The organism is Gorillibacterium sp. CAU 1737, from assembly GCF_039888655.1.
Taxonomy (GTDB): Bacteria; Bacillota; Bacilli; order Paenibacillales; family NBRC-103111; genus Gorillibacterium.
The window spans coordinates 221997-243799 of sequence record NZ_JBDQQO010000004.1; the positions used below are offsets into that span (position 1 = coordinate 221997).

Here is a 21803-nt window from a genome sequence, read left to right on the forward strand (position 1 = left end):
ATTAAAAAGTAACATGGCTCCATTTTGTTGTCAAATGATAATTGAATGCGCAAGCTCGGCTTGTTATTGTAGGAGAAGGGAGTTGATTGGGCATGGATAACAAAGCATTTTTTGAAAAGCTGACGGGCTTCGTTGCCTCGGTGGACCGGCTTCGGCATGAGCTGGACAAGCAATCTCGACCGGGGGACGTCACTCCGATTCAATATGGCATTCTGCAGCACTTGGCGCTGGAGCAGCCGCTTACCTTAAGCGAAATTAGCGATTGCTTCGGCATGCCCCTGTCCAATGCAAGCCGGGAGGTTCGCAAGCTGACGGAAAAGGGGCTGTGCGAGAAGCGAGACGACGAGGAAGACCGGAGAAGGCAGATCATTCGCCTTACAGCCAAAGGCGCACAAGCGATGGGCGAAGCGTTCGGCCAGATGGAAGCGCGCATAGCGGATCGGCTGGAGGCAGAGTCCGAGGCGGAACGGGAGGAGCTGTATCGGGCGATGGAGCTTCTTCACCGCAAGGTGTTTTCCTAGGGTGGGGAGAATCGCGTCACTCAACGCTGATCGTGTGTATCTTCTGGAGGATTAGGTTGAGACCAGCTTCGCTTCTTGCGGGATAAACTGGCGGCAGTTTGGTAAGGGAAAGCTCTTGCTTTTCTTCGACGCGGTCTGATAGAATACTGAATAAATGTTCAGTATCCCAAAGGAGGTGCATCGCCATGAACAAAAAGCAGCTGCAAAGTGAGCTCACCAAACGGAAAATTCTCGAAGCGGCCCGTCCTTTTTTCATCCAAAAGGGCTATAAGGCGACCTGCATCGAGGATATTGTGAGTGCCACCGGCTGCAGTGCGGGCAACATCTATTACCATTTCAAGAACAAGGAAGGCTTGTTTCTGTCGCTCCTGGAGGATTCGGATCGGGAATGGGATGACCACTGGAATGCGAAGAAGCCGACCTTCACCACCTCGTCCGAGGAACTGTACGGCTTGGCGGAGCAGGTTGCACTCGATCAGATCAGCCACCCGCTCACGAAGGCTTCAGACGAATTCTATAACGATTCGGAGAAGGCCTCGGATATTAAGGAGCGCATGGATCGGATGGTTGCCGAATATGTTCGCTTTAATCGGGAGCTCTTGCAGAGAGGGGTGGAACGCGGTGAATTCGAAATCGAGGATGTCGCTCAGACCGCGACCATTCTGGATGCCTTGCTGTACGGACTGACCCAGCACGCGCGAAAGATGAGCCGGAACGAGGCGCTTGCCGCCTACCGAGGCGCGATGGATGTCTTTCTGCATGGTGTAGCCAGACGAGATCCCGGTTGATGGGAGAAAGCGGAAAGGTTTGGCTATTACGCAGCCGCTAAACCGATGGTGATAACCTGAAGTTGAATAACCGATGTCGATCAACCTGATGGGAGCAATCACGGGGGACGTCTCTTTTTAACGCTAGATATAGAATAAAAATTCAGTATGATGTTTGGAGCATCGAAGTGGAGGATCACCATGAAGCTGTTATTGAAAAACCGAGGAGCGCTGCTGCTCCTGATTCTGAACCTGTTTCTTATGTTTACCGGGATCGGCCTGATTGTTCCGATCTTGCCGAAATTCATGAACGAGATGGGGGTAACCGGCAGCATTGCGGGCCTGCTGGTGGCTGCCTTTTCCCTGACGCAGTTTCTCTTCTCTCCCGTTGCCGGGAGGCTCGCGGACCGCTTTGGCCGTAAACGAATGATCGTCTCCGGGATGCTCGTGTTTGCGCTCTCGGAGTGGCTTTTCGGTGTCGCCAACGACACCTGGCTGCTCTTTGTCGCCCGTATGCTCGGCGGAGTGAGCGGCGCGATGATCATGCCTGCCGTCATGGCCTATGCAGCGGATATCACGACCCCGGAAGAACGCGCTGCCGGAATGGGCTACATCAACGCCGCGATCTCGACCGGGTTTATCATCGGGCCCGGGATCGGCGGCTACCTCGCCACCTTCGGCCTGCGTGTCCCCTTCTATATCGCTGCGGTGGCGGGCCTGGTGGCGGCGCTGGCGACCTTCCTGCTCCTGAAGGAACGCAGCTCAAGTACGGTCCAGGAGGAAGCTCCTTCCCAGCAAGGGCCGAGAATCAGCCTCTGGACTCAGCTTCGCATGTCTTATCGCGAACCGTATTTCTTCAGCCTCATTCTCGTTTTTGTCATGTCGTTCGGTCTTGCCAATTTCGAGACAATCTTTGGGTTGTTTGTTGACCACAAGTTCGGCTTTGGGCCGGATGACATTGCCTTCATCCTGACCTTTGGCTCCATTGCCGGAGCGGTCGTTCAGGTAACGGCCTTCAGCTGGATTCTGAAGACCTTCGGGGAGAAGCGCGTCATTTCGGCGTGCTTGCTCGTAGCGGCCATCTTCGTCCTGCTCGTGCTGTTTGCTCATAAATTCTGGATTATCTGCGCCTTTACGTTCATCATCTTCCTCGCAACCGATATATTGCGGCCAACGATCAGCACCCAGATGTCGATGCTTGCCAAGGATCAACAGGGCTATGTAGCGGGACTAAACTCCGCCTTCACGAGCCTCGGTAACATCATCGGACCCATCGTGGCCGGGGTGTTGCTCGACGCCAACGTCAACGCTCCTTATGTGCTGGCGAGCGTGGTTCTGCTGCTCAGCTTCCTGTTGTCCGTTCGCGCCCGCAAAGGGCGGAAGCCGGGAGAGAAAAAGGTGCCGGCGATCTCTTGATTCGTAAGTCTTGAAGGATCAACGGCATAGCTTTGGTGATACGGGGCCAGGGTTGAGGTTGCCTGTCTGGCACGTCTTTCCGGTGATTGAGACCCGGCCCTTTTTCGGGTATGATGAAGAAGGTCTGAAGGGCACCTCCCTCTTGTTCCGTTTAAAAAAGGTGCGTCAGAGGATCGATTATTACTTGATGATGTGAGGGAAGCCATGTATCCGAAAGACTTAACCTATACAATGCCGCCGGAATGGGCGCCCCATTCCCGGACTCTTATTTCCTGGCCGATTCAGGATTCCATGGTTTACCCCGAGAATTACGCCGAGGTTTGCGACGGCTATGCCGAGCTCATTCGCGCCATTGCCGAATTCGAGCCGGTGTCCGTCGTAGTGAACCCGGACGACCTTGCTCGTGTGAAGGCATTGTTCCCGGACGAGGTCATCACCTGCCTGCCGATTCCGCACAACGATGCGTGGCTCCGCGACAACGGTCCAACCTTCGTCTTGGACGACAAGGGAGCGATCGCCGGGGTCAATTGGAAGTTCAACGCCTGGGGCGGCAAGTACGCTCCATGGGACCTGGACGATCAGGTAGCGCCGGCGATTCTGGAGCATTACGGCATTCGCCGCTTTGATGCACCGCTTGTGATGGAGGGCGGCTCCTTCCATGTCGATGGAGAAGGCACGCTCCTCACGACCGAGGAGTGCCTGTTGAATCCGAACCGCAATCCCGGGCTTAGCCGGGAAGAGATCGAAGAGCAGCTGCGTCTCCATCTCGGGATCACCCAAGTGATCTGGCTGAAGCAAGGGCTGGCGGGCGACGAGACTGACGGACATGTCGACAATGCGGCCTGCTTTGCTGCGCCGGGGCGCGTCATTTTGCAGGTGTGCGAGGACCCGTCGGACGAGAACTACGCCATCACGCAAGAAAACCTGCGGATTTTGGAGCAGGCGACCGACGCCGCCGGACGCTCTTTGTCGATCGTAAAGCTGCAGCAGCCGCCTTATGCCGAGTATGAAGGGCAGCGGCTGACACTGAGCTATTTGAACTTTTACTTCGTGAACGGCGGAATCATTCTGCCGGTATTCGGAGGCGCAGCCGAAGAGACCGACCGCCTTGCAGCCGAAGCGCTGCAGAAGGAGTTCCCGGACCGCCGCATTCGTACCGTGAACGGCATGGGTGTCATCCGCGAGGGCGGGAACGTCCACTGCACGACGCAGCAAATGCCGGCTGCCCGATAACCCTATGACAGGAGGAACATGCCCATGAGAATGGTAAAGGTTGCAGCTACCCAGATGAGCTGCTCTAGCCAGATTGAAGAAAACATCGCCAAGGCGGATCGCCTCGTGCGGCAAGCCGCTGCCGAGGGAGCGCAAATCATTCTGCTCCAAGAGCTGTTCGAGACGCCTTACTTCTGCCAAAAGGAAAAGGCCGACTACTACCGGTACGCCACCGAGCTGGAAGAGAACCGCGCGATCGCTCACTTCCGTGAAGTTGCTCGTGAGCTGAAGGTGGTGCTTCCGATCAGCTTTTACGAGAAGAAGAACTATGCCCGCTACAACTCACTCGCCGTCATTGACGCCGATGGAGAGGTGTTGGGCACGTACCGCAAGAGCCATATCCCGGACGGCCCGGGCTATGAGGAGAAGTTTTACTTTAACCCGGGCGATACCGGGTTTAAGGTGTGGAACACCCGCTATGCGAAGATCGGCATCGGCATCTGCTGGGACCAATGGTACCCGGAGACGGCCCGCTGCCTGACGCTGATGGGTGCGGAGCTGCTGTTCTACCCGACCGCAATCGGCTCTGAGCCGCAGGACGGGGATATTGACTCCAAGGATCATTGGCAGACGGCCATGCTCGGCCATGCTGCCGCCAACCTGATCCCGGTCATTGCTTCGAACCGCATCGGTGTCGAATCCGATGAGGATTCGTCGATCACCTTCTACGGCTCGTCCTTCATCGCCGGACCGCAGGGCAACAAGCTGGCGGACGCCGGACGCACCGAAGAGGGAGTGCTGACAGCCGAATTCGATCTGGACGCACTGGAAGTAGGCCGCCTCGAATGGGGCATCTTCCGAGACCGCCGTCCGGACCTGTACGGCATCATCGCAACCTACGACGGCTCTACGCCGGTGAAGCATTAAGCTGCCTGCAGCAAGAAAAAGGGAGCGGAACAAGCCAGACAAGCGAGAGGCTGTCTGGTTGTTCCGCTCCTTTTTGCTGTTTTTTGGTCCGCGTGTGAGTTCGAGAGAGAGGACCTGTCGATTGCAGTTCACGCTTGGAGAGGGGGGCGCGCGATTCACACTTGTGAAATCACATGAACTTCTCCCATAAGCCGGGCGATAGAGGGAAATAGTATCTCACATATCCTTATTTGGTCATGGCGGCGGGTTTTCGCCGAGATAGGGATTTCGGAGATACCTAAATTGCTCAAACCCCTCATTTACCGGCTGATAGAGTGAATTAGGTATCTCAGACATCCTTATTTGGTCATGGCGGCGGGTTTTCGTCGAAATAGGTATTTGGGAGATACTTAAATTGCTCAAACCCCTCATCTACCGGGTGCACCGTGCAGGCTGCACTTTATCGCTTCAATTATCCTCCAGAAGTGTCCGCTCGCCAAGAACGGGGGAGTGTGCAACATTAAATCGTCTCCCCTACCATTTCTCTTGCCCCTGCTCCCACTCCAGCTCCCGCCGCCGCTCCCACAAACTCCGTCAGCGGCCCCGCCGACTTAAACTCCATCGGCTCCACCATCCCTTTCTACTCCGCAAACAGCTCCCTTAAGATCGCCGCAGGATTGTTCAAGAAAGCCTTCGTCAGCTGATAGTGCTCCGTCTCTTCATAAGAGGTCCGTCGAAGGCCATCTTCCTCAAAGGCGTAGATGGCCGCCCCCGGATACCCGAGCACGATCGGCGAGTGGGTGGCGATGAGGAACTGGGAGCCTTGCTCGACGAGATCATGGATACGTGCAAGCAGGGCAAGCTGGCGGGAGGGCGACAAGGCGGCCTCGGGTTCATCGAGGAGGTACAGGCCGTTGCCGCGAAAGCGGTGGAGCAGGAGGGAGAGGAAGCTCTCGCCATGGGATTGGGCGTGAAGCGACTTGCCCCCGTAGCTCTTTTGCAGCCCCATCGCATCCACCTCCGAAGCAACATTGTAGAAGCTCTCCGCACGCAGGAAAAAGCCGTCTGTCGGCGTGCGTACCCCTTTCCACAACGCAAGGGCTTCGCTCAACTCCGAGTGGGAGGAGTACGTCGAGAACTGGAAGTTCTTCGAGCCTCCCTCCGGGTTGAAGCCATATTGAATGGCAATCGCCTCCAGGAGGGTCGACTTTCCCGTGCCGTTTTCTCCCACGAAGAAGGTGACCGGCTCGTGCAAATCCAGCTTGTCCAAGTACCGGACGACGGGCAGGGAAAAGGGATACCGATGCGGATTCTCCACCTTGTCCCGTTTCAGCACCACGCTGCGAAGAAAAAGGCTATTCACTGCACACCCTCCTGCAACTCAATTTAGGGGCGATTATACCATAATTCATAGAGCGGGAGACGGCACTTTCTTCTTCATGGAACATTTTCACAACAAAGTAGGGATCACACATCTTGTTTAAACCTAATATAACATGATATATTAGGGTGAATGGATTGCTGCAAGGATTGATGGAGGTGCTTGGGTTTGGCTAGTCATTCATCATCGAAGCCGATGTATGAGCAAATATTTGAGACGTTGCGCGAGCGCATTGACCAGGGAGTCTATAAGATCGGAGAGCGGGTGCCTTCGGAGAAGGAGCTCTGCGACGAATTTGGCGTCAGCCGCATCACGAGCAAGAAGGCGCTGGAGATGCTGGTGGCGGAGAATTCCATTGTCCGCCAGCCCGGTCGGGGTTCTTTTGTAGCGGAATCCAGGTCGCATCGGCAGTCCGCGCCTTCCGGCTACATCAGCTTCGCCAAGGATCCGAACGGCAAGCGTCAGCTGATCGGCCTCGTGATCACGAATTTCAGCGACATGTACGGGACTGAGCTGCTGTATGGGCTGGAGGAGGCGAGCCGGGAGAACGGTGCGTTCCTCGTCGTGCGGAGATCGTTCGGCATTGCCGAGCAGGAAGAGCAGATCATCCGCGAAATGCTGGAGCTGGGCGTCGATGCACTGATCATCTTCCCGGCTCAGGGGGAATACTTCAGCGCCGAGATCCTCAAGCTGGTCATCGAGAAGTTCCCCTTCGTCATGGTGGACCGATACTTGAAGGGCATTCCCGCCTCTTCCGTCAGCACGGACAACGTGAAGGCGGCCAAAGAGGGCGCCATGCACCTGTTCGAGCTGGGGCACCGCCAGGTAGCCTTCCTCACAACGCCGCCGATCAACACCACGGCGATTGAGGAGCGCATTGAAGGGATCGTGGAGGCGCATGCGGAATACGGAATCCTCGTGAACCGGGAGCAGTGGATGGAGACCTTCTTTTCCACGATGCCCAATGTGTTTGACCCGGAAGCGCGCGTGCACGATGTGCAGATGCTCGTGGATCACTTGAAGCAGCATCCCCAGGTGACGGCGCTTTTTGCGGCGGAGTACAATATCGCCCTGCTGGCGGAAGCGGCGGCGGCCAAGCTCGGGCTGCGCATTCCCGAGGACCTGTCGATCATCTGTTTTGACAGCCCCAAGGCCATTGACGGCTTCCGCTTTACCCACATTCGCCAGGACCAATTTGAGATGGGCAAGCAAGCGCTGGAAATGGTGCTGACTCAAAACCATGACGACCATTCCGTGCAGCGGATCTTGCTCCCTGCGACCTTGGTTAAGGGAAGATCGACCGGTAAGGTTCGGGAAGATTCAGCAACCGGCCAGTAAGGGAGGCATCCTTTTCGGAAAAGACAGGGCGTCAGCGATCCTCGGGCGGGTGTGGACGTTCGCGGATAAAAGGCCGAGTGATACCCAATGCAAACGAGAGACCTCTTAGGAGGTCTCTTTTTTGTGAATTTCGATACATTCATATACTATGATATAAAAAATCAAATAAATATATCATTGATAAAATATAGTATATTGACATATCAGATTATAGCGTTTAGGATAATGAAAGCGGTTCATACTGAACAACAAGAGAGGAAGGTGAAGATGATTGTCGCTTCATGTGGAAAGAAGGATTCCTGAGTCCATTACTCGGATGGTTTCTCGCATCAAGGAAGCGTTGAAGGACGAGCCCAAACTGGCGCGAATGTTCGAAAACTGCTTTACGAATACCATCTTGACCACCATAAAAGAAAAAGAAGACGGCACCACCTTTGTTATAACAGGCGATATCCCCGCAATGTGGCTGCGTGATTCGGCAGCCCAGGTTCGACCCTATCTGGTCCTCGCTGAAGAAGACGAGGGGATTGCGAAGATGATCGCCGGTCTGGTAGAACAGCAAATGACGTTTGTCCTGAAGGACCCTTATGCGAATGCGTTCAACGAGGAAGCAAACGGCAAGGGCCATCAAGAGGATCGAACGGCCATGAATCCTTGGATTTGGGAGCGCAAGTACGAGATCGATTCCCTTGCCTACCCCATCCAACTCGGATATTTGCTCTGGAAGAACAGCGGATGTGTGAAGCATTTCAACGAAACCTTCCGCCAAGCCGCGTACGAAATCATCAAGCTCTGGAAGGTGGAGCAGCATCACGAGGACAAGTCTCCGTATACGTTCCAACGGTTAAATGCCCCGGAGACCGACACGCTGGTCCGCGAGGGAAAAGGAAGCGAAACCGCCTATACCGGCATGACCTGGAGCGGCTTCCGCCCGAGCGACGATTGCTGCGAATACGGCTATTTGATTCCCTCCAACATGTTTGCGGTTGTGGCGCTTCGCTACCTGGATGAGATCGCAAGAACGGTTTACGAAGACAGCAAGCTGGCCGAGGAAGCCCTCAGCCTGGCGAGCGAGATCGAAGCGGGCATTCGCCAACATGGCACTTATAACCATCCAATCTACGGGGAACTGTATGCTTATGAAACGGATGGGAAAGGCAGCTACAACCTGATGGATGATGCCAACGTCCCGAGTCTGCTTTCGCTTCCGTACCTGGGCTACACCGATGAGCAAGACCCGATCTACCAGAACACCCGCCGGTTCATTTTGAGTGAAGCGAATCCATTTTTCTTCCGCGGCCAAGCGGCTGAGGGCATTGGAAGTCCGCATACGCCCTCGGGCTACATCTGGCACATCGCTCTCTCGATGCAGGGGCTGACGTCCCCGGACCGGGAGGAGAAGTCCCGGATGCTTCGCCTGATCGAGCAGACGGACGCCGATACCGATTTGACGCACGAAAGCTTCTCGGCAGAAGATCCGCACGCTTTCACGAGACCGTGGTTTTCCTGGTCGAACATGCTGTTCAGCGAGCTGATTATGGATTACTGCGGGATTCGCATCCGCAAGTAAGCCTGGCTTGGGACAATAGCATGCACACCAGTTCATCCTACACTTCATAGAGAGAAGCCTTTTAGAGATAAGGACACCGGAGAGCACCTACGATCCTAAAAACGAAGGGGATTGAACACAGATGAAACAAGGAAAAAAAGGGAAGGTAATCCTGGCGGCGACGATGGCGTCTCTGCTCGTACTGACGACCGCTTGTTCGAGCGGCAAGTCGAATTCTTCCGATGGCAAGCAAAACGTAACGATCACCTTCCGTTCCTCCGGTTCGGAAGACACGCTGACGAAATACTTTAAATCCGGTCTCGTGGAAGAATTCCAAAAGCAAAACCCGGATATCAAAGTCAACATCGCTCCGATTCTGGCGAGCGAAGGAGACTACACCTCCAAGATCGTCCTGCAGCTGAAGTCCGCAGACACCGCACCGGACATCGTGGCGGAAGATACGTCGATCATCAAATCCGATGCGGCGGCGGGTTACCTGTCGGCACTAGATTCCCAAGTGGGCGGCTGGGCGGACTGGAAGGATCACATCATCGAAAACCTGAAGGCCGGCGTGACCGGGGAAGACGGCAAGATCTACGGTATTCCGGCGACCACCGACACCCGCGGCATCTGGTACAACAAGGAGCTGTTGGCCGAGGCCGGTATCGCCGTTCCCTTCAAGCCTGCAAGCTGGGCAGAAGTGCTGGAAGCAGCCCGCACCATCAAGGCCAAGTTCCCGGATGTGACCCCGCTGAACCTGATCGTCGGCAAGTCGAGCGGCGAAGGCGTGACGATGCAGACGCTGGAGATGCTTCTGTACGGCACGAACGACACGCTCTACAACGACAGCACCAAGAAGTGGGTCGTGAACAGCCCGGGGCTGTTGGATTCCTTCAAGTTCATCAACCAAGTGTTCAACGTGGACAAGACGGGGACTTCCCTGCAGGTCGCTCTGAACGGCCAAGCCGGCAGCATCGCGTTCCAGCAGCTCTTCCCGCAAGGCAAGCTCGCCATGGCGGTTGACGGCAGCTGGGCCGGCTCTACCTGGTTCGAGAACGGCGCTGCTCCGATCGCAAATGTACAGGACAAGATGGGCTTTGCCCCGTTCCCGACGCAAAACGGACAAGCGCCTGGAGCCACCACGATGTCGGGCGGCTGGGCCTGGTCGATCCCGGAGAAATCCAAGAACAAGGAAGCGGCTTGGAAGTTCATGCAATTCCTGATGAACCGCGATAACGCTACCGCTCGTGTCATTGCGGAAGGCGCTCTCAGCCCTCGCAACGACTCGACGGAAGTAACGGGCTACACCGATCGTACCTTCATCGCAGAAGCTCAAGAAATGGTCAACACCGCGCACTTCCGTCCGGCCAATGACCAATATGCAACGGTCTCCGCTCAGCTGCAAAGCATTGTGGAAAGCATCGCAACCGGCAAGCTGACCCCGGAAGATGCCGTCAAGCAGTTCAAGGACGGCGTAACCCGCGCGCTTGGAGCAGACAGCGTAGAAGAGAAATAAAGAAGGCAGAAGAGGCAGGTCGTCGTCGGCATTAGGCAAGGCGGCGACCGTTTCTTCTTCACGAGAAAGGAGAGTTGTCATGGGGAGGAAGAATTCGGGAGCCGCGTTGTTCTTGATGCCTTCGGTACTGTTGTTGCTTGTGTTTTTTATCTTTCCGATCATTCTTACGTTTTGCTTCGCCTTCACCAACATGGCGTTAACGGGGGCGGCAGCCCAATCGCTTGAGTTTGTCGGGTTTCGAAATTTCATCAATATGTTCCAGGATCCTGATTTTCGCATCAGTGTATGGCGTACTCTGGTCTTTTTGATTTTCTCGGCTGTAATCGGCCAAGTGGCGCTCGGCTTCATTCTGGCGCTCCTGATGAAAGAAAAGAACGTTACCTTCCGCCGGATTCTCGGCATTATCGTCATTGCTGCCTGGGTTACCCCTGAAATTGTCGTCGCGTTCTGCATGGTGTCCTTTTTCAGCGACAACGGGTCACTCAATCAGATCATCAGCTGGATTGGGCTGAAGCCGGTCTCCTGGCTGTTCAGCTTCCCCATGGTGAGCGTCATCATCGCCAACATTTGGCATGGGACCGCCTTCTCCATGATGGTGTACCAATCGGCGCTCGATGAAATCCCTAAAGATGTGGAAGAAGCAGCCGTAATCGATGGAGCGACCGGCTTTCAAATACTGCGCCACATTACCATCCCGATGGTCAAAGGCTCAATCGTCACCAACATGATGCTCGTTACGCTGCAAACGCTGGGCGTGTTCACGCTCATCTACACGATGACGGGCGGCGGTCCGGGTACGTCTACCCAAACGCTTCCGGTCTTCATGTACAACCAGGCCTTCGTCAACTACCAATTTGGGTACGGAACGGCCATCTCGCTCGTGCTCCTGTTCATCGGCATCGTGGCAAGCTTGTCTTACATGAAGTCGCTTAAAATCAAAATGTAGCAAAAGGGGTGGATTCTCGTGGTGAATCATCGGTTTCATCGCAACATTCAATATGCGATCCTGGTTTTTCTCGGCATCTGCTTCCTGGCGCCGCTTCTCTGGATCGTATTCGCCGCCTTCGACCTGAACGCGCGGCAGGGGATCAAGCTTCCGACCCCCTTTTCCCTGGATAACTTCTCCGCTGTGCTCGGAGATTCCGGCAATATTCGTTCCTTCGGCGTGGGGATTCTGCTTTCGGGAGGTCAAGCGCTGCTTGTGGTTGTCGTCTCGATGCTGGCCGCTTACCCGCTCTCCCGCTATGAGATGAAGTTCAAGAAGAGCTTCCTGCTCAGCATCCTGTTCATGACCTCGCTTCCGATCACGGCCGTCATGGTGCCGGTATTCCAGATGTTCCTCTATTTCAAGCTGCAGAACTCGATCTTCGCGACGATGCTGTTCCTGACGGCTTCCTCGCTGCCTTACGGCATCTGGATGATGAAGAACTTCATGGATTCCGTTCCGATTGATCTGGAGGAGTCGGCCTGGATCGACGGAACCTCCGTATGGGGCGGCCTGCGCCGAATCGTCGCTCCGCTCATGCTTCCGGGCATCGCCACCATCGCGATCTTCACCTTCTCGGGAAGCTGGGGCAACTTCTTCGTTCCGTACATTTTGCTGCAAACGCCGGAGAAGCTGCCGGCCTCCGTCACCATCTATCAATTCTTCGGAAGCCACGGCATGGTCGAATATGGCCGACTGGCGGCGTTCTCGCTTCTGTATACGATGCCTTCTGTCGTGCTGTACATCTTCTCCCAACGCTACATGTCCAAGGGCTTCAGCATGGGCGGCGCCACGAAGGGGTAAACGGGGCGTCAATCACAAACCGACTACAGCATCGACCACCGTATTGAACAAGATCATGATATCCGCGGGCAACTCGCTCTAGGAAACAGGGAAGGAGTGCATTCGCATGACCGACAAAAAGAAGGCCCACCTCATCTCGCACACCCACTGGGATCGGGAATGGTACCTGCCATATGAGCATCATCACGCCCTATTGATCGAACTCGTGGACACGCTCCTCGACACGCTGGATCGGGACCCGAACTATCGGTACTTCCATCTGGACGGACAGACGATCATCCGGGAGGATTACTTGCAGATTCGCCCGGAGCAAAAGGACCGGCTGGACCGCTACATCCGGGAAGGCCGCATTCAATTTGGCCCTTGGTACATCCTGCAGGATGAGTTCCTGACGAGCAGCGAGGCGAACCTTCGCAACCTGCTGATCGGCCATAAAGATGCGAAGCCGTTCGGGGTTCTGTCCAAGACGGGCTACTTCCCCGACTCGTTCGGAAACATGGGCCAAGCCCCGCAAATTCTGCAGCAAGCCGACATCGACAATGCGATCTTCGGCCGCGGCGTGAAGCCGACTGGCTTCAACAACACGGTAGGGGAAGCGGACAGCTACGAATCGCCGTATTCCGAGATGATCTGGCGGTCGCCGGACGGCTCGGAGGTGCTGGGCATCCTCTTCGCCAACTGGTATTGCAACGGCATGGAGGTTCCGGCCGATCCCGAAGCAGCGAAGGCTTATTGGGACAAAAACCTCGCAGACGCCGAGCGGTTTGCCTCCACGCCGCATCTGCTCTTCATGAACGGGTGCGATCATCAGCCGATCCAAACCGATTTGGCGGAAGCGATCGATACGGCGAACGGGCTGTACCCGGACGTGGAGTTCGTTCACTCCAACTTCGATGAATACCTGGAAGCGGTTCGTACCGAGTTGCCGAACGACCTTGTCACCATCGAGGGAGAGCTGCGCAGCCAACACACCGACGGCTGGGGCACGCTCGTCAACACGGCCTCTTCCCGCATCTACCTGAAGCAGCTCAACCAACAAGCGCAGACGCTGCTGGAAAAGGTAGCGGAGCCGCTGGCGGCGCTCGCCAAACTGAACGCCGGAAACGACTACCCGCATCATCTGCTAACCTATGCCTGGAAGACGCTGATGCAGAACCACCCGCATGACAGCATCTGCGGCTGCAGCGTTGACGAAGTGCATCGCGAGATGGAAACCCGCTTCGCCAAGAGCATCCAGATGGCGGAGGTTATCGCAAGGCAGAGCGCGGAAGCGATCGCCGCAAGAATCGATACGGATGCCGTAGCGGCTTGGGGCGGAGACGCGGTCCCGTTCGTCGTGTTCAACACGAGCGGCTGGGAGCGCGGCGGTGTCGTGGACATCGAGCTGATCGTGCACAAGAAGTATTTCCCGGAGGGACCAAACCCGCAGGCACTCGCACGCGAGGTTGGCAGCGAGGAGCTTCCTCGTTACCAGGTGCTGGACGAGGAAGGACGCGCGTATCCGGCCCGCATCGAGGACCTGGGTGCTCACTTTGGTTACGAGCTGCCGAAGGATCGCTTCCGCCAGCCGTATATGGCGCGGAAGGTCCGCGTTACCCTCGGCGTGGACGGAGTGGCGGAGTTGGGCTACCGCACGTTCGCTCTCGTGCCGGAGCAAGCGGAAGCCCGCCCGCAGGCGGAGCTGGACCTCGTCACCGTTCAAGGGCGGACGATGGAGAACGGCAAGCTGCGCGTGGAAGTGGCGGACAACGGCACCGTGACCGTGACGGACAAGAGCACGGGCTTGGCTTATGCCGGCTTGAATGCATACGAGAACACCGGAGACATCGGCAACGAGTATGTTTATCGTCAGCCGGACGGCGAACAGGCGCTCACGACGGAGCACTTGAAGGCCGAGCTGCGTGTCGTGGAGCAGTCTCCCTACCGCGCCGTCATCGAGAGCGTGCTTCGCTGGGAGATCCCGGCGGGAGCCGATGAGCTCTTCGCGCAGGAAAAGCGCGAGATGGTGCCCTTCACCGAGCGCAAGGCTCAGCGCACCGAGCAGCTTGTTCCGCTCGTGCTGACCACCCTCTACACGCTGGAAGCCGGCAGCCGCCTGGTTCAAGTCAAGACGAGCTTCCGCAACGAGGCGAAGGACCACCGCTTGCGGGCGCTGTTCCCGACCGGCCTTCAGGCCGATCACCACTACGCGGACTCGATCTTCGAGGTCGCGAAGCGCGACAATGTGCCGGCGAAGGAATGGATCAACCCGAGCAATGCGCAGCATCTGCAGACGTTCGTGCACGTGACCGACGGCAACGACGGCCTCGTCGTAGCAGGCAAAGGGCTGAACGAGTACGAAGTGCTGCGAGACGGCCGCAACACGATCGCGTTGACGATCTTGCGCGCTTCCTCGGAGCTGGGCGATTGGGGCGTATTCGAGACTCCGGAAGCCCAGTGCCTGGGCGACCAAACCGTCGAATACGCGATTATCCCGCATCATGGCGATGCCGCGGAAACGGGGGCGTATGCGCTCGCCTACCAATTCCCCGTTCCTTGGACCGCCGTTCAAGCGGGTCGTCATGCTGTAGCTGCTTCGCTGTGGAAGAACGGCAGCAAGGAAGCCACAGCGGCGAAAGCAGCTCCTCGCCTGCCGCTTGCCTCGCAAGCGCTCCGCTGGAACGCCGCAGGCTCGCCGCTCGCGTTCTCCTCGCTGAAGCTTGCCGAGGAGACGGGCGACCTGATCGCCCGCTGGTACAACCTCGGTGCCGCTTCCGCGGAGCTGGCCGTCGAGCTACCCTTTGCGGCAGCGGCAGTCCACGAGAGCGACGTCCTGGAACGCCGCCGCCGTGAGTTGGACGCTGCTAACCTGGAAGTAGGCGGCTACAAGATCGTCACGCTCGCGTTCGGTCTGCCGAAGGCGTAAGAGCCCCGTTCTTATCCGTGCCAAGCGCTGAACATCTCTGCGTGAGGACAAATGAAAAGCGCTTCTCCCGTACCACTCGTTCGAGTGGCGGGGGGAGCGCTTTTTGTATGGAATAAATCAGAATTCTATCGATTGGGCAACAACACATACACCGTGGCTTGACAGCTTTGCGAACGTTCTGTAAATCGGGCGCTCAGGCTAGCTGGCAACTCTATCAAATTAAACACCGCAAAGGGTTTCTATGTTACAATTTAAAGCAACTGTGACCGGAAAATCGGTACCGTGGAGGACATCATGAGAAGAAAAGGAACCATTATCGCCGTTGTCATCATTGGAATTCTATTGGCCGCAGGGACGCTCGCTTATTCGCCGATCCGCGACCTGTTCGATTCGAAGATTTCCGAAGTGAGCGCCAAAGAGATTCGCGCGAATCAAAACAAGGCTACACCCAATATCATCGCCATTCAATTGGAATCGTTCCAGTCGTTCGTGCTGGGAAAGACCATCGAGGGGCAGGAGATTACCCCGAACCTGAATCAATTAATGAAGGAATCGCTGACCTACCCGAACTTCTACCTGCAAAATGGGGCGGGCAACACGGTCGACGCCGAGTTCATGTTCAACACCTCGCTTCACCCGGAGAAGCCGCCGACGGTTGTCGCTTTTACGACGGCGATGCAGGAGCTTCCCTCCCTGCCCCGCATCCTGCGCGACAAGGGCTATTCGACCATCACCATGCATACCAATAATGCGATGTTTTACAACCGCAAGGAGTTTTACTCTGCGCTGGGCTTCAATCAGTTCCTCGACAAGGACTTTTTTGGAACGGATGATTTCATCGCCTTCGGCTCTTCCGATGACATCCTGTATGACAAAGGCATGGACGAGGTGCTGAAGGTCGCCAAGGACGGCACGCCCTTCTACGCGCAGTTTGTCAGCATGTCCAGCCACCACCCGTTCCGTCTGCCGGAGAAATTCCGCGAACTGACGCTCTCGGAGCTATACCAGGGCAACCTGGCGGGGGATTACTTGCAGGCGACGCGCTATACGGACTCAGCCCTGGGCCGTCTCTTTGACCGCCTCAAGAAGAACGGCCTCTGGGAGAACACGGTCATCGTGCTGTACGGAGATCATACCGGCATCCAGATGAAGATGGTGGAAGACGCCGAGAAGGCAGCCCTTAAGGAAATCGTCGGTCACGAGTATACGCTTGCCGATGCTCTGCGCGTTCCTTTCATTATCCACGGGCCGGGTATCGCGGCGAAAGAAGACCTGACCTACGGCGGCCATCTCGATATGCTGCCGACGCTGCTCAGCCTGACCGGAGATACTCCCGAGAACGCAAAATTCTTCGGTTATGACCTAACCAAAGGAACGAAGCATACCATCCCGATCCGGGGAGCCTATGCGGACGAGGGGAGCTTCGTCGATGACGGCGTCCTCTACAACCCGATCAAGGAAACGGTGATGGACCTCACCACCGGAGAGTCCAAGCCGGTCGACAAATCGGTCTATCAGGCCAAATACGATGACGTTCTCGCGCGTTTCCAAGCTTCGGAGGACTATGTGAAGACCTTGCCGCCGAAGACGGAGGATTTTGGCGAGAAGGTCGTGTTGACCCTACCAGCTGAACTCTACGCAGAGGCGAATACAGATCAGTCGTTGGGCGTTACCGTGCCGGTGGGACCGGTCACCTCGAAGGAGAGCAAGCCGGATGACGGCTGGTACAAGATCGAGTATGACGGCAAGAGCGGCTGGATCAAGCCGGAGCAGCCGATCCTGGAGCTGTGGGGCCTCATCAAGCCCAAGAACAAGATGAAGCTGTACAAAGAGCCGGATGACACGCTGGAACCGGTGATGTCGGTCGGGGTTCAAAACCTGAACGTCACCCAGCGCTGGGTAGGGACCAAGTGGCAGAAGGTGGTCACCTGGGCCGGCGAGTTCTGGGGCCAAGTAGAAGAAGAGGAATGATAGAAGAATAGCGGATAGCCGGAGGTGGGAATCGCCATGCAACGAAAAGAAATGGGAATGCTCCTTCTGCTCGCATCCGTCTGGGGAGCCTCCTTCCTCTTTATGCGGATTGCCTCCCCGGCGCTCGGTCCCTTCTTCACGACCGAGGTTCGGGTTGGGCTGGCAGGAGCGGTCCTGCTCCTGTATGCGGCCCTGCGCGGGAGAATGCCGAAGCTTCGCGAACGATGGAAGGCTTATCTCATCGTCGGAGGCATCAATGCGGCGCTTCCGTTTACCTTGATCTGCGCAGCAGAGCTGCATCTGAATGCTTCCCTCGCGGCCATTCTGAATGCAACGACGCCGCTGTTCACCGCCCTGGTCGTGTGGGCTTCCACGCAGGAGCGTCCCGGTCGGGGCAAGGCAGTCGGCCTTATTCTCGGGGTGCTCGGCGTTGCGATCCTTGTGGGCTGGAGTCCCCTCCCGCTCGATGGACCGAATCTCCTCGCCATTGCATTCTCGCTCCTCGCCGCCCTCTGCTACGGCATCGGCACGACGTATGCAGGGCGCGCCTTCCGGGGCGTTCCCCCGCTGGAGGTAGCGATTGGCCAGCAACTGGGAGCTGCCGTCCTGCTGCTTCCGCTGGCGCTTTATCATTTTCCGAAGAGTGCCCCGTCCGCTCCGGTCGTGTGGTCGCTCCTCGGGTTATCGCTTCTCTGTACCGCGGTTGCCTACTTGATCTTCTATCGGCTGGTGGAGCGGGTAGGGGCGGTGAAGACCGTAACGGTAACGTTCCTTGTGCCGATCTTCGGCATCATTTGGGGAGTTCTCTTCTTGAAGGAAGAGATCCATGCGACCACCCTGATTGGTCTTGCCGTGATTCTGGGAAGCTTGCTGCTCGTCAATCAGATAGCACTTCCGTGGCCGAGTCGGTTGAAGCGTCTCCGTGCATCGAAGAAAGAAAGGATGGAACAGCCTTGACCGAGCTTGCCTTTCTCGCGGAATGGAACGAGGAGACCCTGCGGGAGCTGCTCGACCGATTCCGTGCTTTTGGGCCGCTTCCAGGTTTGGCCCTTCCCTTTCTCAAATCGTTCATTCCACCGCTTCCTACCGTCGTACTCGTAAGTGTGAATGCAGCCGTGTACGGGTTATGGCTGGGCGTCCTTTACTCCTGGCTTGGCCTTGTGAGCGGGTGCCTCGTCACGTTCCTGCTCGTGAAGCTGCTCGCCCAGCACCCGTATGTAGAACGCTGGCGGCAGAAGCCGCGGGTTCAGAAGAGCCTGCGCTGGATTCGCCGCAATGAATTCAGCTATGTGTTCCTGCTCAGCCTGTTTCCCGTCGGGCCGTTCGTCGTGATTAACATAGCGGCCGGCATAGCGAACATGAGATTCCGAACCTTCGCCCTCGCCCTCGCCTTGGGCAAAGCGATCATGGTCTTCATGGTCTCCTACATTGGCTACGACATCACCGATCCCGTCCGGCTCGCCGTTCTTGGCCTGGTGGTGGTTGTTTCCATCGTCATGGTTCGCAGGCTGGAGGCTCGTTTTGGCAAGGCGTAGGAAGCTTGTCACCCTTACCACCCCATAGGGTGAGAAACAGACCGCTGGAGTATCTTCACTCCGGGGGTCTGTTTTCTTGTCTGATCCGTTTTCATTACTCTACGCGGATGAACTGGGTCTTATGGTTGAAGGTGACGTCCATTCCTTCCAGGGAGAGAGACCATCTGATATCGGATGATTCGTAGTTAGCAGTGTCGAAATGAGATTCCCAGCTCTGCCCTCCGTCCCTTGTCATGTACACCAAGGTATGGTCTGTGGAATCAGGGCGGGTTAGTAAGATTCCCAAGCTCTCTGTGAGAAAGAGGGGAGCGCCTACCCGGATTTGAGTGTCTGATAACTCATCGGGGATTTGGAGCGGGGCTTCACTCCAGGTTACGCCGCCATCTATTGATTTATAGAAGCCGACCTTGCCTTGCCAGGGGGTGTTCGTGGTCATCCAGCCCGTCGTCTCGCTTGTAAAAACAACACCGGACTTCACCCCTCCAGGGAGTGTGCTGCCTGGCTGGATACTGTCTGCAATCTTCCTCCAGTCCTTCCCGGCATTCTTTGTTTGATAGAGCTGCATGTCCTCGTGGGCCATGCCTTGAAAATGAAAAACGGCCTTCCAGCCAAGGTCTTCATTTAGGAAAAAGGTTTCTTCCGTGCTGTCGTCTGTTGCATCGTGCTCAGGGCTCGTTTCTTGGGTTATCTCGCTAGCATGAGGAGCTTCGGAACCGTGGGCAGATTTGGATTGGGGGGAACAACCGGATAAAACCGCCATGGCCACAAGCCATAGCACCGTCATCTTTCTCGTCGGTATCGCCCCTTTTCGAGGAATGTGCAACCCTTTCTTTTTTACCACACATTCCTCACAATGGCAAAAGAATACAGGTTTCTGGAGAAGCGACAGGGAACGCCTTTGCGAAGGAGATTGTATTGGGTTATCTCGGAAATCAAATAAAAGTCGCCCAGGATTATAAAAAATGTCCAATGGACGAACGGGGAGTATGCTATACTACTTTTGGTGGGAAAATCTAGTACAATTAGGAACAATATGACGGAGTGAACTCATGAGCAGAAGACGGTCAGCTTTATTGCGGATGGTTTGTCTTGTCCTTATCATTGGTGCATGCTGTCGAATGACTCCGGTTTTCGCGGCCTCGGACCAAGAGGACACGACCATTACCAAATGGAAGATGAAGTGGGTTGGTGAATCGGAGGAACAAGGCTCGGTTCCATCCGAGCTCGATCCAAAATGGTTTCTAGTAAGCCCAACGGACCCTATACCGGTAAGGCCTGAGGGGGTAAAAGGAGCCTGGATTCAGTTTCACGTTCCGGCGGTGACGGGACAGACCGAGGTGGTTCATTTTCCACGGGTGTATGCCATGAATCTGGAAGTGTATCTGGACGGGCATTCGGTTTTGCAATTAACCCGGCACAGCTACTATACCCGAAACTCATTCTCGGTTCCGATTGCATTGAGCGACTCGAACAAGACGCTGAGCATGTGGATTGAACCATCGCCGCAGCTTCATCAGCTGGGGCTGGCCAAGCCTGCCAAAATCATGAGTGTTAATGAGAATCAGCATAATTTAATTCGGGAGACGGCCCTCGACTTTTCGATTAGCGGAGGGCTGGCTATTTTAGGCTTAGCCTCCATTGTCGCCGGGCTTATTCAAGGCCGACAGCATCGAGAGATCTGGATCTATCTTGGGGTCTTTCTACTTTGCTCGAGTGCGGTTATGGCGATAAATACCTATGAATTGTACGTTGCTAGCACAAGCTATTACAAGATGGTGGTCTTTGACATCAGTTTGTTATCAGGGCTATTTGCCCTTCTTGCCTTCTATGAGACTACTCTCGGTTCAGGCAAATTCAATACGATTCGAACGGCCAAGCGCTTCCAATTGGTTTATTTGGCGATCGTAAGTCCGCTTAGCGTGTTGAATCTCTTCTTCGAATCGGAGTTAAGCAAAATCTATTATCCACTTTCGACCAAAATATTGGCATTGGTGATGATCATTCATTTTTCACTGATGATCCTGAATGCTTTCTTCATTGCACGGAAGGGCCGAATGGAGGCGATTGTTTTCTCCGTAGGCTTTGTCATCTTTGCAATGGTTGGTGCGGGAGAGATGATCGGGTTTTCCTTTTTCAAAGAATTCGATTATCAACCTCATCTCTGGAAGTGGGGCTTGTTCCTCTTCTCTGTCTCGCTCATGATCATTGTGGGTATGAAGGTTGGCGAAAATCGCCGTCAACTCGTCAAGTATTCCCATGAGCTGGAGATGTTCAATACGGAATTACAGCGTTCGGAGAAGATGGACATTATCAGCGAACTAGCGGCTTCGGTAGCCCACGAGGTTCGGAACCCCCTTCAGGTTACCCGAGGATTTCTTCAATTGTTGGATGGCAAATACTCCAGCCCGACAGACACAACCTATGTAAAGCTTGCACTCAACGAATTGGATCGTGCCTCAGGAATCATTACGGACTTTTTAACGTTCGCCAAACCGGGTGCAGAGGATGTGGTTCCACTGAATCTAGCTAACGAATTCGAGCAGGTGGAAAATATCCTCCAACCCCTCGCCCATATGCAAGGAGGACGTTTGGAAATTTCGATTCCGACCGATTTGCATGTCCTGGGCAACCCCTCGAAGTTTAAGCAAGCGATCGTCAATATTGTGAAGAACAGCATCGAAGCCTTTCTTGAGGACGGATTGGTCGAGATCAGCGCACGCAGTAATGGAGAGTACGTTGCGATCAGCGTGAAGGATAATGGAGAGGGAATGGAACTGGCGGAGATCTCACGACTAGGGGAACCTTACTTCTCCAATAAATCGAAGGGGACAGGTCTTGGACTGATGGTAACCTTTCGGATTATCGAGGCGATGAAGGGAACGATCCAGTTTAAGAGCCAAAAAGGTAAAGGAACAGAAGCAATTATTCGGCTGCCGGTGGCACCCAAACTAGCCTCTGTTCCTGAATAACGTCTTGAAATAGGTTGCAATCTCAATT

17 protein-coding genes are annotated in these 21803 nt (G+C 55.6%); 15 read left to right on the forward strand and 2 right to left on the reverse strand.

All coding sequences use genetic code 11. The features are described from left to right. The first annotated feature begins 92 nt into the window (after positions 1 to 92). The 5 genes from AAFN83_RS10780 (at position 93) to aguB (ending at position 4843) form a co-directional block, all read left to right on the forward strand. A complete protein-coding gene (locus AAFN83_RS10780; protein WP_347769112.1) occupies positions 93 to 521 on the forward strand; it encodes a MarR family winged helix-turn-helix transcriptional regulator in 429 nt (142 codons plus the stop codon). A 185-nt stretch (positions 522 to 706) separates the two neighbouring features. Continuing rightward, the gene (locus AAFN83_RS10785; protein ID WP_347769114.1) at positions 707 to 1309 is read left to right on the forward strand and encodes a TetR/AcrR family transcriptional regulator; all 603 of its coding nucleotides are present in this window, start codon (positions 707 to 709) and stop codon (positions 1307 to 1309) included. 150 nt (positions 1310 to 1459) lie between these two features. Then, positions 1460 to 2704: an MFS transporter gene (locus AAFN83_RS10790; protein ID WP_347769485.1), complete on the forward strand. Its 1245-nt coding sequence runs from the start codon at positions 1460 to 1462 to the stop codon at positions 2702 to 2704. Between the two features lie 204 nt (positions 2705 to 2908). Continuing rightward, a complete protein-coding gene (locus AAFN83_RS10795; protein ID WP_347769116.1) occupies positions 2909 to 3937 on the forward strand; it encodes an agmatine deiminase family protein in 1029 nt (342 codons plus the stop codon). 24 nt (positions 3938 to 3961) lie between these two features. Further along, positions 3962 to 4843, forward strand: a complete 882-nt coding sequence (gene aguB / locus AAFN83_RS10800) for an N-carbamoylputrescine amidase (protein ID WP_347769118.1) — start codon at positions 3962 to 3964, stop codon at positions 4841 to 4843. Between the two features lie 619 nt (positions 4844 to 5462). Here the strand turns inward: aguB and AAFN83_RS10805 are convergent. Next, positions 5463 to 6185 carry an AAA family ATPase gene (locus tag AAFN83_RS10805; protein WP_347769120.1) on the reverse strand — a complete coding sequence of 241 codons (723 nt, stop codon included), beginning with the start codon at positions 6183 to 6185 and terminating at the stop codon, positions 5463 to 5465. Positions 6186 to 6371: 186 nt separating this feature from the next. Between AAFN83_RS10805 and AAFN83_RS10810 the strand changes: the two genes are divergently transcribed. From AAFN83_RS10810 to AAFN83_RS10850, 9 genes are all read left to right on the forward strand, one after another. Next, positions 6372 to 7541 (forward strand): GntR family transcriptional regulator, encoded by a 1170-nt coding sequence (locus tag AAFN83_RS10810; RefSeq protein ID WP_347769122.1) that lies wholly within the window; start codon positions 6372 to 6374, stop codon positions 7539 to 7541. Positions 7542 to 7857: 316 nt separating this feature from the next. Continuing rightward, on the forward strand, positions 7858 to 9111 hold the full coding sequence (locus tag AAFN83_RS10815; RefSeq protein WP_347769487.1) for a glycoside hydrolase family 125 protein: 1254 nt from the start codon (positions 7858 to 7860) through the stop codon (positions 9109 to 9111). Positions 9112 to 9232: 121 nt separating this feature from the next. Continuing rightward, entirely contained in the window at positions 9233 to 10606 is a 1374-nt protein-coding gene (locus AAFN83_RS10820) for an extracellular solute-binding protein (protein ID WP_347769124.1), read from the forward strand. A gap of 79 nt (positions 10607 to 10685) precedes the next feature. Next, positions 10686 to 11552 (forward strand): carbohydrate ABC transporter permease, encoded by an 867-nt coding sequence (locus AAFN83_RS10825; protein WP_347769126.1) that lies wholly within the window; start codon positions 10686 to 10688, stop codon positions 11550 to 11552. Positions 11553 to 11570: 18 nt separating this feature from the next. Beyond that, entirely contained in the window at positions 11571 to 12395 is an 825-nt protein-coding gene (locus AAFN83_RS10830) for a carbohydrate ABC transporter permease (RefSeq protein WP_481810501.1), read from the forward strand. 106 nt (positions 12396 to 12501) lie between these two features. Next, positions 12502 to 15300: an alpha-mannosidase gene (locus AAFN83_RS10835; RefSeq protein WP_347769130.1), complete on the forward strand. Its 2799-nt coding sequence runs from the start codon at positions 12502 to 12504 to the stop codon at positions 15298 to 15300. 294 nt (positions 15301 to 15594) lie between these two features. Next, positions 15595 to 17271: a sulfatase-like hydrolase/transferase gene (locus AAFN83_RS10840; protein ID WP_347769132.1), complete on the forward strand. Its 1677-nt coding sequence runs from the start codon at positions 15595 to 15597 to the stop codon at positions 17269 to 17271. 36 nt (positions 17272 to 17307) lie between these two features. Beyond that, complete coding sequence (locus AAFN83_RS10845) at positions 17308 to 18228, forward strand: DMT family transporter (protein WP_347769134.1); 921 nt, start codon at positions 17308 to 17310, stop codon at positions 18226 to 18228. Then, on the forward strand, positions 18225 to 18806 hold the full coding sequence (locus AAFN83_RS10850; protein WP_347769136.1) for a TVP38/TMEM64 family protein: 582 nt from the start codon (positions 18225 to 18227) through the stop codon (positions 18804 to 18806). Before AAFN83_RS10845 ends, AAFN83_RS10850 begins: the two co-directional genes overlap by 4 nt. Positions 18807 to 18900: 94 nt before the next feature. Here AAFN83_RS10850 and AAFN83_RS10855 read toward each other — a convergent pair whose 3' ends face one another. After that, entirely contained in the window at positions 18901 to 19590 is a 690-nt protein-coding gene (locus tag AAFN83_RS10855; protein WP_347769138.1) for a WD40/YVTN/BNR-like repeat-containing protein, read from the reverse strand. A 334-nt stretch (positions 19591 to 19924) separates the two neighbouring features. Between AAFN83_RS10855 and AAFN83_RS10860 the strand changes: the two genes are divergently transcribed. Further along, a complete protein-coding gene (locus tag AAFN83_RS10860) occupies positions 19925 to 21775 on the forward strand; it encodes an ATP-binding protein (RefSeq protein WP_347769140.1) in 1851 nt (616 codons plus the stop codon). Positions 21776 to 21803: the final 28 nt, after the last annotated feature.

Excerpts from the sequence above, each read along its gene's own strand:
- AAFN83_RS10780 (WP_347769112.1), top strand. The coding sequence starts at position 93 with ATGGATAACAAAGCATTTTTTGAAAAGCTGACGGGCTTCGTTGCCTCG.
- AAFN83_RS10785 (WP_347769114.1), top strand. The coding sequence starts at position 707 with ATGAACAAAAAGCAGCTGCAAAGTGAGCTCACCAAACGGAAAATTCTC.
- AAFN83_RS10790 (WP_347769485.1), top strand. The coding sequence starts at position 1,460 with ATGTTTGGAGCATCGAAGTGGAGGATCACCATGAAGCTGTTATTGAAA.
- AAFN83_RS10795 (WP_347769116.1), top strand. The coding sequence starts at position 2,909 with ATGTATCCGAAAGACTTAACCTATACAATGCCGCCGGAATGGGCGCCC.
- aguB (WP_347769118.1), top strand. The coding sequence starts at position 3,962 with ATGAGAATGGTAAAGGTTGCAGCTACCCAGATGAGCTGCTCTAGCCAG.
- AAFN83_RS10815 (WP_347769487.1), top strand. The coding sequence starts at position 7,858 with ATGGTTTCTCGCATCAAGGAAGCGTTGAAGGACGAGCCCAAACTGGCG.
- AAFN83_RS10820 (WP_347769124.1), top strand. The coding sequence starts at position 9,233 with ATGAAACAAGGAAAAAAAGGGAAGGTAATCCTGGCGGCGACGATGGCG.
- AAFN83_RS10825 (WP_347769126.1), top strand. The coding sequence starts at position 10,686 with ATGGGGAGGAAGAATTCGGGAGCCGCGTTGTTCTTGATGCCTTCGGTA.
- AAFN83_RS10835 (WP_347769130.1), top strand. The coding sequence starts at position 12,502 with ATGACCGACAAAAAGAAGGCCCACCTCATCTCGCACACCCACTGGGAT.
- AAFN83_RS10840 (WP_347769132.1), top strand. The coding sequence starts at position 15,595 with ATGAGAAGAAAAGGAACCATTATCGCCGTTGTCATCATTGGAATTCTA.
- AAFN83_RS10845 (WP_347769134.1), top strand. The coding sequence starts at position 17,308 with ATGCAACGAAAAGAAATGGGAATGCTCCTTCTGCTCGCATCCGTCTGG.
- AAFN83_RS10855 (WP_347769138.1), bottom strand. The coding sequence starts at position 19,590 with ATGACGGTGCTATGGCTTGTGGCCATGGCGGTTTTATCCGGTTGTTCC.
- AAFN83_RS10860 (WP_347769140.1), top strand. The coding sequence starts at position 19,925 with ATGACTCCGGTTTTCGCGGCCTCGGACCAAGAGGACACGACCATTACC.